At 61.6% G+C, this 12,450-nt stretch carries 10 protein-coding genes; 3 read left to right on the forward strand and 7 right to left on the reverse strand.

The annotated features are described in order from the left end of the window. Positions 1–86 precede the first annotated feature (86 nt). From phaC to PSH80_RS01785, 7 genes are all read right to left on the reverse strand, one after another. Positions 87–1,766, reverse strand: coding sequence for a class II poly(R)-hydroxyalkanoic acid synthase (phaC, locus tag PSH80_RS01755; RefSeq protein ID WP_057958071.1), 1,680 nt, complete (start codon positions 1,764–1,766; stop codon positions 87–89). Positions 1,767–2,016: 250 nt separating this feature from the next. After that, positions 2,017–2,394: a DUF971 domain-containing protein gene (locus PSH80_RS01760; protein WP_305418939.1), complete on the reverse strand. Its 378-nt coding sequence runs from the start codon at positions 2,392–2,394 to the stop codon at positions 2,017–2,019. Positions 2,395–2,556: 162 nt separating this feature from the next. After that, positions 2,557–3,894, reverse strand: a complete 1,338-nt coding sequence (gene hslU / locus PSH80_RS01765; protein WP_057437226.1) for an ATP-dependent protease ATPase subunit HslU — start codon at positions 3,892–3,894, stop codon at positions 2,557–2,559. A 38-nt stretch (positions 3,895–3,932) separates the two neighbouring features. Continuing rightward, positions 3,933–4,463: an ATP-dependent protease subunit HslV gene (hslV, locus tag PSH80_RS01770; protein WP_017738857.1), complete on the reverse strand. Its 531-nt coding sequence runs from the start codon at positions 4,461–4,463 to the stop codon at positions 3,933–3,935. 255 nt (positions 4,464–4,718) lie between these two features. Then, positions 4,719–5,420 (reverse strand): SPOR domain-containing protein, encoded by a 702-nt coding sequence (locus PSH80_RS01775; RefSeq protein WP_029296044.1) that lies wholly within the window; start codon positions 5,418–5,420, stop codon positions 4,719–4,721. A gap of 1 nt (position 5,421) precedes the next feature. Beyond that, positions 5,422–7,158, reverse strand: coding sequence for an arginine--tRNA ligase (gene argS, locus PSH80_RS01780; protein ID WP_120734391.1), 1,737 nt, complete (start codon positions 7,156–7,158; stop codon positions 5,422–5,424). Between the two features lie 180 nt (positions 7,159–7,338). Next, on the reverse strand, positions 7,339–9,558 hold the full coding sequence (locus tag PSH80_RS01785; RefSeq protein ID WP_057437227.1) for a primosomal protein N': 2,220 nt from the start codon (positions 9,556–9,558) through the stop codon (positions 7,339–7,341). A gap of 202 nt (positions 9,559–9,760) precedes the next feature. On the opposite strand from PSH80_RS01785, the gene rpmE reads away from it, so the two are divergent. From rpmE to PSH80_RS01800, 3 genes are all read left to right on the forward strand, one after another. Further along, entirely contained in the window at positions 9,761–9,991 is a 231-nt protein-coding gene (gene rpmE, locus PSH80_RS01790) for a 50S ribosomal protein L31 (RefSeq protein ID WP_029296053.1), read from the forward strand. Positions 9,992–10,005: 14 nt separating this feature from the next. Next, positions 10,006–10,812, forward strand: a complete 807-nt coding sequence (locus tag PSH80_RS01795; RefSeq protein WP_305418943.1) for a thermonuclease family protein — start codon at positions 10,006–10,008, stop codon at positions 10,810–10,812. 182 nt (positions 10,813–10,994) lie between these two features. Next, positions 10,995–12,263 (forward strand): malic enzyme-like NAD(P)-binding protein, encoded by a 1,269-nt coding sequence (locus tag PSH80_RS01800; RefSeq protein ID WP_057958076.1) that lies wholly within the window; start codon positions 10,995–10,997, stop codon positions 12,261–12,263. Positions 12,264–12,450 lie beyond the last annotated feature (187 nt).

The raw sequence follows: 12,450 nt of genomic DNA on the forward strand, positions 1-12,450 counted from the left end.
CAGTACATGTGTTGGCTGACCCACCGTTATCGCAGGCAAGCCAGCTCCCACATTTGATCTCATTGCAATCACACAAAAGTGTGGCCTTAGCGCTCGTGAACGTATGTCCCTGGTGCAGCCTCCGCCGCCGCGTAGGCTTTATTGCCTAGGTTCGCAGGCGACTTCTTCAATTTGCCCGAACGCTCCCCTAGCCAGCCCTGCCAGTGCAGCCACCACGAGTCGGTATGCTTGGTGGCGTTTTCCTGCCAGTCCAATGCCTTCTCGCCCATGCTTTCGCTGGTCTGGTAACGCGCCTTGGGGTTGCCGGGGGGGTTGAGGATGCTCTGGATATGCCCGCTGCTGGACAGCACGAACTCGACCTTGCCGCCAAACAGTTGCGCCGACTTGTAGCAGGACTGCCAGGGCGTGATGTGGTCGTTGGTGCCCGCCAGCGAGTAGATGTCGGCCGTCACCTGCTTGAGGTCAATCGGGGTGCCGCACACTTCCAGGGCATTGGCCCGTATCAGCGGGTTGTTCTTGAACAGTTCGATCAGGTCGCCGTGGAAGGCCGCCGGCAAGCGCGTGGTGTCGTTGTTCCAGAACAGGATGTCGAACACCGGTGGCTCATTGCCCAACAGGTAGTTGTTGACCCAGTAGTTCCAGATCAGGTCATTGGGGCGCATCCAGGCGAACACCTTGGCCATGTCCCGGCCTTCCAGCACGCCGGCCTGGTAGGAATGGCGCTTGGCCGCCTCCAGGGTCTGCTCATCGACGAACAGGGCTACCTGGGTGTCGAGGGTGGTGTCCAGCACACTGACCAGCAAGGTCAGGGCGTTGACCTTCTTCTCGCCCAGCGCCGCATAGTGGCCCAGCAGCGCGGTGCAGGTGATGCCGCCCGAGCAGGCGCCGAGCATGTTGATGTCTTTGCTGCCGGTAATCGCCGTGACCACGTCGACCGCCTCTTTCAGCGCTTCGATATAGGTCGACAGGCCCCATTCGCGCTGGGCCTTGGTGGGGTTGCGCCAACTGACGATAAAGGTCTGCTGGTTATTGCGCAGGCAGAAACGCGCCAGGCTCTTGTCCGGGCTCAGGTCGAACACATAAAACTTGTTGATCTGCGGCGGCACCACCAGCAGTGGGCGCTCGTACACCTGCTCGGTGATCGGCTTGTACTGGATCAGCTCCAGCACGTCATTGCGAAACACTACCGCGCCTTCGCTGGTGCCCAGGCTCTTGCCCACTTCAAAGGCACCCATATTCACCTGGCTCGGCATGCCGCCGTTATGCACCAGGTCCTTGGCCAGGTGCGAGAGGCCATCGAGCAGGCTCTTGCCGCCGGTTTCAAAGAAGCGTTTGACCGCTGCCGGGTTGGCGGCGCTGTTGGTGGGGGCCATGGCTTCGGTCATGAGATTGATGACGAAGTGCCCACGGCTGATGTCCTGCTCCGACAGGTTGCTGTCGCCGATCCAGTCGTGCAGTTCCTTGCGCCACGCCAGGTAGGTTTGCAGGTAGCGCTTATAGAGCGGGTTCTGGCTCCAGGCCGGGTCGTTGAAACGACGGTCATCGCTTTCAGGGGCAAGCTCGGACTTGCCGAACACCACGTTTTTCAATTCGACGCCAAAGTGGGCGACGTGCTTGACGCTGTGCAGGGGTTGCTTGATGGCCTGGGTCAGCACCATGCGCGCAGAAGCCAGTAAATCCTTTTTCCGTAATGCGATGATCGGGTTCAGCCCCAGGGTGTTTTCCGAGGCCTGGCGTTTCAAGTCATCGTTATTCTTGTTACTCATCCACGACGCTCCATTGTCCGAAAGACGAGTACCGGGTACCGCTGTGCACCCAATTATCGAGGCACAACACAAGCCTGGTACTGCTGCTCGGGTGACCGTTGATACCGCATCGTAAAATGCAGGGAACTTGCCAACTCCATTGGTTACCCGAGTTTTATTTAATGCGCAAGCGGACCAATCTTTGGTCACACCACAGGGCATTCAAGCAGATGAAATTAGAAAATGCCCACTAATGAGCAAGAGGCTTGATTTAGAGCATCAGCTTGACGAGGGACTGGCTCGGGTCGCGGGTTTTTCCGGCTGCCTTGAGCTCGGCAAGATAATCGGCCCACAGCGCGTCCTGACGTACGGCGAGTTGGTAGAGGTAGTCCCAGGTGAACAGTCCGCTGTCATGACCGTCGTCGAAGGTCAATTTCAGTGCGTACTGCCCGGCAGGTTCGATCTTGGTCAGGCCGACATTCAGCTTGCCGAATTGCAGGATCGGTTTGCCGTGGCCCTGGACCTCGGCGGAAGGTGAGTGCACCCGCAGCAGTTCGGCGCTCAGGTGATAGACCTCGTCTGGGCCGTAGGTCAGCGAGAGGGTCTTGGAGGCTTTGTGCAGATTGATGGCGGTGGGCATTTTAGACATTGGGGGAACCGCTCGTGGATGATCCTGAAGGAACCGGCTTTAAAATGTGGGAGCGGGCTTGCTCGCGAATGCGGTGGGTCAGTCACAGTTGCATAAACTGACCCACCGCATTCGCGAGCAAGCCCGCTCCCACATTAAAGCAGAGCGGTTCCTGCGTAAGCCTTACAGGATATAACGAGACAGGTCTTCGTTCTGCGCCAACTCGCCCAGGTGGCTGTTGACGTAGTCGGCGTCGATCCTGATCGCCACGCCATTCTGCGCGCCCGCCATGTCGCCGGCGCTGAAGGATACTTCCTCCAGCAGGCGCTCAAGCAGGGTGTGCAGGCGACGGGCACCGATATTCTCGGTCTTCTCGTTGACCTGCCAGGCAATTTCCGCCAAACGCTTGATACCGTCTGGCAGGAACTCGATCCCCAGGCCTTCGGTTTTCAGCAGCTCGCGGTATTGCTCGGTCAGCGAAGCGTGTGGCTCGCTGAGGATGCGTTCGAAGTCGCCCGGGGTCAGCGCCTTGAGTTCCACGCGAATCGGCAGGCGGCCTTGCAGCTCCGGCACCAGGTCGCTTGGCTTGCTCAGGTGGAACGCGCCGGATGCGATAAACAGGATATGGTCAGTCTTGACCATGCCCAGCTTGGTATTCACCGTGCAGCCTTCGATCAGCGGCAGCAGGTCGCGCTGTACGCCTTCGCGGGAGACATCAACGCCGCCGGAATTGCCGCGCTTGGCCACCTTGTCGATCTCGTCGATAAACACGATGCCGTGCTGCTCGACGGCTTCCAGGGCCTTGGCCTTGAGTTCTTCCTCGTTGACCAGGCGCCCGGCTTCTTCGTCACGCACCAGCTTGAGCGCGTCCTTGACCTTGAGCTTGCGGCTTTTCTTCTTGCCCTTGCCCATGTTGGCGAACAGGTTCTGCAACTGGCTGGTCATTTCTTCCATGCCAGGCGGCGCCGAGATATCGACGCCAGCGCTTTCGGCGACTTCGATCTCGATTTCCTTGTCGTCCAACTGGCCTTCACGCAGGCGCTTGCGGAACAGCTGGCGCGTGTTGGAATCGGAGGCAGGAGCGGCGTCTTCATTGAAGCCCGCGCGTGCCGGTGGCAGCAGGGCGTCGAGGATGCGCTCTTCGGCAGCGTCTTCGGCGCGATGGCTGACCTTGGTCATTTCCTGTTCGCGCAACAGTTTCAGGGCGGCGTCGGCCAGATCACGGATGATCGACTCGACGTCACGGCCCACGTAGCCGACTTCGGTGAACTTGGTGGCTTCGACCTTGATGAACGGTGCGTTGGCCAGCTTGGCCAGGCGCCGGGCGATTTCGGTCTTGCCGACACCGGTCGGGCCGATCATCAGGATGTTCTTGGGGGTTACTTCAACGCGCAATTCTTCGGGCAGTTGCATTCGGCGCCAGCGGTTACGCAGGGCGATGGCAACGGCGCGCTTGGCATCGTCCTGGCCGATGATATGGCGATTGAGTTCATGGACGATTTCGCGGGGAGTCATGGACATAGTGGTGTGTGGTCCTCAAGCAGGAAAAAGCCGACGGCTTATTCCGCGAGGTCCTGCTCCTCAATGGTCAGGTTGTGGTTGGTGAACACGCAGATATCGCCGGCGATACCCAAGGCGGTCTCGACGATTTCCCGGGCCGACAGGTCGGTTTTTTTCAGCAGAGCACTGGCTGCGGCCTGGGCATAGCCCCCGCCGGAACCCATGGCGATCAGGCCGTTTTCGGGCTCAACCACGTCACCGTTGCCGGTGATGATCAGGGACGCGTCTTTGTTGGCGACGGCGAGCATGGCTTCGAGGCGGCTGAGGGAGCGGTCGGTGCGCCACTCCTTGGCCAGTTCGACGGCGGCACGCACCAGATGGCCCTGGTGTTTTTCCAGTTGGCCTTCAAAACGCTCGAACAGGGTAAAGGCGTCAGCGGTGGCCCCTGCAAAACCGGCAAGGACCTGGCCGTGGTACAGGCGACGCACTTTTTTCGCGTTGCCTTTCATCACGGTATTGCCAAGGGAAACCTGGCCGTCGCCGCCCATGACGACTTTGCCGTGGCGACGAACTGAAACGATGGTGGTCAAGGGGAGAGTCTCCACGCTGCGGGGCGAAAATGCCCTGATGGAACTCATATGGGGGTGGCGGGGGAGATTTCAACCGTAGGAAGGGTGCGCGGATGAGTGGTGTCTAGCGCACAGGCACAGGCTCGAGAGCCCTATAAAACCAATGTGGGAACTGGCTTGCCTGCGATAGCGGTGCACTCGTCACTGAAAATATTGACTGATGCACCGTCATCGCCGGCAAGCCAGCTCCCACAGTTGATCCGTGTTGGCTGTGGCTCAGCGGCTCTGGCGTTGTTGTAACAACAGGTTGCTAAAGCCCGCGCCCGCCAGTTGTTTCTGCGCCACGGTCAGCTGTTCACGGTTGCTGAACGGCCCCACCAGCACGCGATACCAGGTCGCTTCCTTCACCGTTCCGGATTCCACCGTTACCGTCTGCCCCAGCAGGATAATCTGCGCCCGCACCCGGTCCGCATCCGCCTGCTTGGGGAACGAGCCCGCTTGCAGGAAGAACTTGGTCACCGGCGCCGCCTTGGTGGTGGCGACCGGTGGTGCCGGTGGCGGGGTAATCCCGGCCAGTGCGGCCTGGGCCCGTGCGGTGTCGATCTTCGCCGCTTCTGCCGGGGTCACCGGGGTGGTCGGTACTTGCGGGGTCGGCAGGGTTTTCTCCGGCACGGCGTCTTGCGGAACGATCACTTCCGATTCCGGCAGCAACGTGTAGAAGTCGTACTTCGGCTTCACCGGCGCGGTCGGGCTCGGCGGTGTCTTGTTCGCTTCGGCGATCTTGCTGGCCTTCTGCTGCTCCTGCTTGACCCGCTTCACGTCTTCGCCCTGGCCCGGCTCCAGCTTCATCAGGAACACGATAAACGCACCGACCGACAGGCCGATGGCCAGCCACATCCAGCCCGGGATCGGTTGTTTTGCCGGTGCCTGGTAGCGGCTGGCGCCGCGCTTGGGTGCAGGTTTTTTCTTGGCTGCCAACTTACATACGCTCCAGAGTTTCCAGGCCCAACAGTTCCAGGCCTTGCTTGAGGGTCCGTCCAGCCAGTGCGGCGAGGCGCAGGCGGCTTTGCTTTTGCGTTTCGTCGTCGGCGCTCAGGATCGGGCAGTTCTCGTAGAAGCTGGAGAACAACCCGGCGACTTCATACAGGTAGGTGCACAGAATGTGTGGCGTACCTTTCTCGCCCACGCTGTTGAGCACTTCGCCGAACTGCGCCAGTTTGGCCGCCAGTTCCTGCTCGTGGGGCGCGTCCAGCACGATCTGCCCTTCGACTTCGCTGAAATCCTTGCCCAGCTTGCGGAACACGCCCGCCACACGGGTGTAGGCATACAGCAGGTACGGCGCGGTGTTGCCTTCAAAGTTGAGCATCAGCTCGAAGTTGAAGCTGTAGTCGCTGGTGCGGTGCTTGGACAGGTCGGCGTATTTCACCGCGCCAATACCCACTACCTTGGCGATATTGCGCAGGTCGGCTTCGGCCAGTTCCGGGTTCTTTTCCTTCACCAGGTTGTAGGCACGCTCCTGGGCTTCGTTCAGCAGGTCGATCAGCTTCACGGTGCCGCCGTCGCGGGTCTTGAACGGGCGGCCATCGGCGCCGTTCATGGTGCCGAAGCCCATGTGCTCCATGTGCATCGGGTGGGTGACGAAACCGGCGCGGCGCGCCACCTCGAACACTTGCTGGAAGTGCAGGGCCTGGCGCTGGTCGACGAAGTACAGCGCGCGATCGGCTTTCAGCACGCCGCTGCGGTAGCGCACGGCCGCCAGGTCGGTGGTGGCGTACAGATAGCCGCCGTCGGCCTTGACGATGATCACCGGCAGCGGTTCGCCGTCGGCGGTCTTGAATTCTTCGAGGAACACGCACTGGGCGCCGTTGCTCTCAACCAGCAGACCCTTGGCCTTGAGGTCGTTGACCACGTTGATCAGGTCGTCGTTGTAGGCACTTTCGCCCATCACGTCGGCCATGGTCAGTTTGACGTTCAGCAGCTCGTAGATTTTCTGGCAGTGGGACAGGGAAATATCGCGGAAACGTGTCCACAGCTCCAGGCACTCCGGGTCGCCGGCCTGCAGCTTGACCACCAGGCCACGGGCGCGGTTGGCGAACTCTTCGGATTCGTCAAAGCGCTTTTTGGCGGCGCGGTAGAAGTTTTCCAGGTCCGACAGCTCGTTGCTGGTGATGGGGTTTTCTTGCAGGTATGCCATCAGCATGCCGAACTGGGTACCCCAGTCGCCTACGTGGTTCTGGCGGATCACGGTGTCGCCGAGAAACTCCAGGACCCGCGCCACGCCGTCGCCAATGATGGTCGAGCGCAGGTGGCCGACGTGCATCTCTTTGGCCAGGTTGGGGGCCGACAGGTCGATGGCCACGCGCTGCAGCGGGCCGGCCTTGCGCACGCCGATCTTGGCGTCGGCCAGGGCTGCGTCCAGGCGCGAAGCCAGGGCCTGGGTGTTCTGGAAAATATTGATAAAACCGGGGCCGGCGATTTCGGCCTTGCTGACCTGCGGATCAGATGGCAGTGCGGCAATGATTTTTTCCGCGAGGTCGCGCGGTTTCATGCCCGCGGGCTTGGCCAGCATCATCGCGATGTTGCTGGCGAAGTCGCCGTGGGTCTTGTCTCGAGAGTTTTCCACCTGGATCGCCGGCGTCAGGCCTTCAGGCAACACACCTTCGTTGACGAGTTGGGTGAGGGCTTGTTGGATCAACTGGCGAATTGTGTCTTTCATGGTGTTCTCTTTCGACCGCATGCGGCGGCGCGCGATGCGCAGGTGGAAAAACTGGACATTATCCGGTGCGAGGGCGGGCTTGCCAACCATCAAGGTCGGTTACTGGACCTGCGGGCCTCATCGCGGGCAAGCCCACCGTTCAAAATGTAGGCTGGCTTGCCGGCGATAGCGATTTACCTATCAGTACAAATCCACCGGATCGACATCCAACGACCATCGCACCTGTCGCCCGCTGGGCATTTGCTCCAGAGCAAGCAACCAGCTACTTAATAGCCGATGCAGCGGCGCGCGGGCGGTGGCTTGCAACAGGAGCTGTGCGCGATAACGCCCGGCGCGGCGCTCCATCGGTGCAGGCACAGGGCCCAGCAACTCGATGCCGCTCAGACCCAGCTCGCCGAGCAAACGTTCAGCCGCGCTGCACGCTTCATCCAGGAAACCTTCGGCCTGCCCCGGTTTATGGGCCTCGGCGCGCAACAGCGCGAGGTGCGCAAAGGGGGGCAAACCGGCGGAGCGGCGCTCGCTCAAGGCCTGCTCGGCGAAGGCGAAGTAGCCTTGTTCTGTCAGTTGAATCAGCAATGGGTGGTCGGCCAGGTGGGTCTGGATGATCACCTTGCCAGGCTCTTCGGCACGCCCGGCGCGGCCTGCGACCTGCACGATCAGCTGCGCCATGCGTTCGCTGGCGCGAAAGTCCCCGGAGAACAGGCCGCCATCGGCATCCAGGATCGAGACCAGGGTCACGCGGGGGAAGTGATGACCTTTGGCAAGCATCTGCGTACCCACCAGGATGCACGGCTGGCCTTTCTGGATCGTGGCGAACAGCTGGTTCATTGCATCCTTGCGCGACGTACTGTCGCGGTCCACCCGCAGTACCGGGAAGTCCGGGAACAGAATCCCCAGGCGCTCCTCGGCGCGCTCGGTGCCGGCGCCTACCGGCCGCAGGTCGACTTTGCCGCATTGCGGGCAGTGGCGTGGCACTCGCTCCACATGGCCGCAATGGTGGCAGCGCAACTCGCCGGAGCGCTGGTGCACCGTCATGCGCGCATCGCAGCGGTTGCACTCGGACATCCAGCCGCAGTCATGGCACAGCAGGGTCGGCGCAAAGCCCCGGCGGTTGAGGAACACCAGCACTTGCTGGCCGGCCGCCAGGGTCTGGCCAATGGCTTGTTGCATCGGCCCGGAAATACCGCTGTCCAGTGGCCGGCTTTTCACATCCAGGCGCAGGAAGCGCGGTTGCTTGGCGCCGCCCGCGCGCTCGTTGAGGCGCAGCAGGCCGTAGCGCCCGGTGTAGGCGTTGTGCAGGCTTTCCAGGGAGGGGGTGGCCGAGCCAAGCACAATCGGGATGTTTTCCTGGCGCGCACGCACCAGGGCCAGGTCGCGGGCATGGTAGCGCAGGCCTTCCTGCTGCTTATAAGAGCCGTCGTGTTCTTCGTCGATGATGATCAGGCCGGGGTTTTTCATCGGCGTGAACAGCGCCGAGCGGGTGCCGATAATAATGTCGGCTTCGCCGTCCCGGGCGGCGAGCCAGGATTCCAGGCGTTCGCGGTCGTTGACGGCCGAGTGCACCAGGGCGATCCGTGCATTGAACCGTTGCTCGAAGCGCGCCAGGGTCTGGGGGCCGAGGTTGATCTCGGGGATCAGCACCAGTGCCTGCTTGCCGGCTTCCAGGGTTTCGCGGATCAGTTGCAAATAGACTTCGGTCTTGCCGCTGCCGGTGACACCGGCCAGCAGGAACGCGTGAAAGCTGTCGGCACCGGCGCTGATGGCCTCAAAGGCCGCGCGTTGTTCCGGGTTCAGCGGCAATTCCGGTTGGGCCAGCCAGTGTTCATGGCGTTCGCCGGGGGCGTGGCGGCGGATTTCCACTTGCACCAGCTCCTTGGCCAGCAGCAGGTCGAGGCTGTCCTTGCTCAACATCAGCTTGCTCAGCAACTGGTGAGCAACGCCATGGGGATGCTGCGCCAGGGTGGCCAGGGCCTCACGCTGGCGCGGGGCGCGGGCGATGCGTGGGTCGTCCAGACGCGCGCCGGGGGCCATCGACCAGAAACGCTCCTGGCGGGCCTCGGCCAGCTCGCCCTGGCGCAACAGCACCGGCAAGGCCCAGCTCAAGGTATCGCCCAGGCTGTGCTGGTAATACTGGGAGGTCCACAGGCACAGCTTGAACAGCGACGCCGGCAGCGGTGGCGTGGCATCGAGGATGGCCAGGGCCGGCTTGAGCTTTTCTGCCGGCACTTCGCTGTGGTCCGCCACCTCGATCAGAATCCCGATCATCTCCCGCCGGCCAAACGGCACGCGCACGCGCATCCCCGGCTGCAACTGCGACCGCACGACACCCGCAGGCGCCCGATAATCGAACAGACGGCGCAGGGGCGAGGGCAGGGCGAGGCGCAAAATGGCGTCGGGCACGCGGGAGGTTCTCATATGGCAGGCGGTGGAGAAGGGCGCGAGCCTAGCAGACCCGCAGGGGAGTGTCCTGCCACAGTTTCTGATGAAAGGGGGCATGGCGGCGCTTGCGCGTTTAAAAAGCTCTGGTAGAATCCGCGGCCTAATTACGTGCGGTATTCGACAATAGTGTCGAGTGGCGGCACGCTAGCCTGAGGAAGACACCATGAAAGCCGATATCCATCCAGCGTACGAAACCATCCAAGTTACTTGCAGCTGCGGCAACAAGTTCGAAACCCGTTCGAACCTGTGCAAGCCACTGGGCACTGACGTATGCAACGAGTGCCACCCGTTCTACACCGGTAAGCAGAAGACTCTGGATACTGGCGGCCGTGTACAGCGCTTCGCCGACCGTTTCGGTGCTTTCGGCAAGAAAGCTCCAGCTGCTGCAGAGTAAGGTTCGAAAGCCTGATGGGCTTTTACCTGCTTATGAAGAAGGCGTCCCTTGCGGGCGCCTTTTTTGTGCCTGCGATCTGGCTGTCGACCGCCCAGGCCGAGGTGTTTTGCCCTGCGCCTGCGGCGGTCAGCACCTTCGAGGTACAGCGCGTGGTGGATGGCGACACCGTCCGTCTCAAGGACGGGCGCAGTGTGCGCATGATCGGCGTCAATGCGCCTGAGACCGGCAAGAAAGGCCGCCCGGACGAGCCGTTCGCCGTGGCTGCGCGCCAACGCCTGCAAGGCTTGGTGGATGCCAGCGACGATCGGGTCGGGGTCGTGCCAGGTCGCGAGGGCAAGGACCGTTATGGGCGAACCCTGGCCCATCTGTATGGGGCCAACGGCGCGAATCTGGAGGCCCAACTGCTCGCCGAGGGGCTCGGGTTCCTGGTGGCGGTGGCCCCCAATGTCGACCTGGTCGCCTGCCAGCAAGCTGCCGAGCGCAGTGCGCGCGCAGCCAGGTTGGGCCTGTGGCGTCAGTCGCCTGTGCAAGAAGCCGGGCAAATCCAGCAGTCGGGCTTCGCCGTAGTCAGCGGTCGCGTGAGCAAGGTCGAACGCAATCGCGGCGGGATCTGGATCGAACTGCAGGACTCCCTGGTATTACGGGTTGCACCCAATCTGGTCGGGCAATTCGACAATGCCCTGCTCAAGCGCCTGCAAGGCCAGGATATCGAGGCCCGTGGCTGGGTGTTGGATCGCTCCCGGCGTGGCGGCCTGAAAAGTGGCCAGGCGCGCTGGCTGCTCCCCTTGACCGATCCCGGCATGCTGCAATTGGCACAATAAGAAAAATTGTAGACATTTTTTCTGTCGATTGTGAACAGTTGTAGGCCTTGTATCCCGTGGCTCTTGGCCGAAAGTCGTAGGGCAGGGCCCTTGACACCGGTGACTACCCAGTCTTGTAGGGACTTTGCGAGGCGAGTATCCTCGGCGGTCCGTCGTCCAACAGTAAAAAGCGGAATGCCGATATGTCTGATTTGAAAACTGCCGCTCTCGAATATCATGCCCATCCTCGTCCAGGAAAGCTGAGTGTCGAGCTCACCAAAGCCACTGCTACCGCACGCGACCTGTCGCTGGCGTACAGCCCCGGTGTAGCCGAGCCCGTGCGTGAAATCGCCCGCGATCCTGAACTGGCCTACAAATACACCGGCAAGGGCAATCTGGTTGCAGTGATTTCTGATGGCACCGCGATTCTCGGCCTGGGTAACCTCGGCCCATTGGCTTCCAAGCCAGTGATGGAAGGCAAGGGCGTACTGTTCAAGCGCTTTGCCGGCATCGACGTATTCGACATCGAAGTCGACTCCGAAAGCCCGCAAGCCTTCATCGACACCGTCAAGCGCATCTCCATCACCTTTGGTGGCATCAACCTGGAAGACATCAAGGCACCTGAGTGCTTCGAGATCGAAAAGGCCCTGATCGAACAGTGCGACATCCCGGTATTCCACGATGACCAGCACGGCACCGCGATCGTTACTGCGGCCGGCATGATCAACGCCCTGGAAATCGCTGGCAAAACCCTGTCCGACGCGAAAATCGTCTGCCTTGGCGCTGGTGCAGCGGCTATCTCCTGCATGAAGCTGATCGTGAGCATGGGCGCGCGCCTTGAAAACATCTACATGGTCGACAGCAAGGGCGTGATCCAGTCCGAGCGTACCGACCTGAACCAGTACAAGGCGATGTTTGCCCACCCGTCCTCCAAGCGCACCCTGGCTGACGCACTGGATGGTGCTGACGTGTTCGTTGGCCTGTCCGGCCCGAACCTGCTGAGCGCTGAAGGCCTGAAGTCCATGGCGGCCAACCCGATCGTGTTCGCCTGCTCGAACCCTGATCCGGAAATCGCCCCGGAACTGGCACACGCCACCCGTAATGACGTGATCATGGCCACTGGCCGTTCGGACTACCCGAACCAGGTCAACAACGTACTGGGCTTCCCATTCATCTTCCGTGGCGCCCTGGACGTTCGCGCCAAGCGCATCAACGAAGAGATGAAAGTGGCTGCCGCCAACGCCCTGCGTGAACTGGCCAAGCTGCCAGTGCCCCAGGACGTATGCGACGCCTACGGTGGCGCCAAGCTGGAATTCGGCCGTGAGTACATCATTCCAAAACCAATGGATAAGCGCCTGATCACCGTGATCTCCGATGCCGTGGCCAAGGCCGCCATCGAGACAGGTGTGGCAACCCTGCCGTATCCGAAGAACTACCCGCTGCAAAGCGTGGATGATGTGTTCAACGGCTAAGCCGTTGTAGCGCACCAACAAAAAGCCCCGGCTCTTGCGAGTCGGGGCTTTTTTTGTGGCTGCAAAACGGGGGGAGTGTGCACCGTCCAATGTGGGAGCGGGCTTGCCCGCGAAAGCAGTGGGTCAGTCAACATCAATGTTTGCTGGGCCGACGTCTTCGCGGGCAAGCCCGCTCCCACACAAGCCC

It is taken from the genome of Pseudomonas sp. FP818 (assembly GCF_030687335.1).
Taxonomy (GTDB): Bacteria; Pseudomonadota; Gammaproteobacteria; order Pseudomonadales; family Pseudomonadaceae; genus Aquipseudomonas; species Aquipseudomonas shahriarae.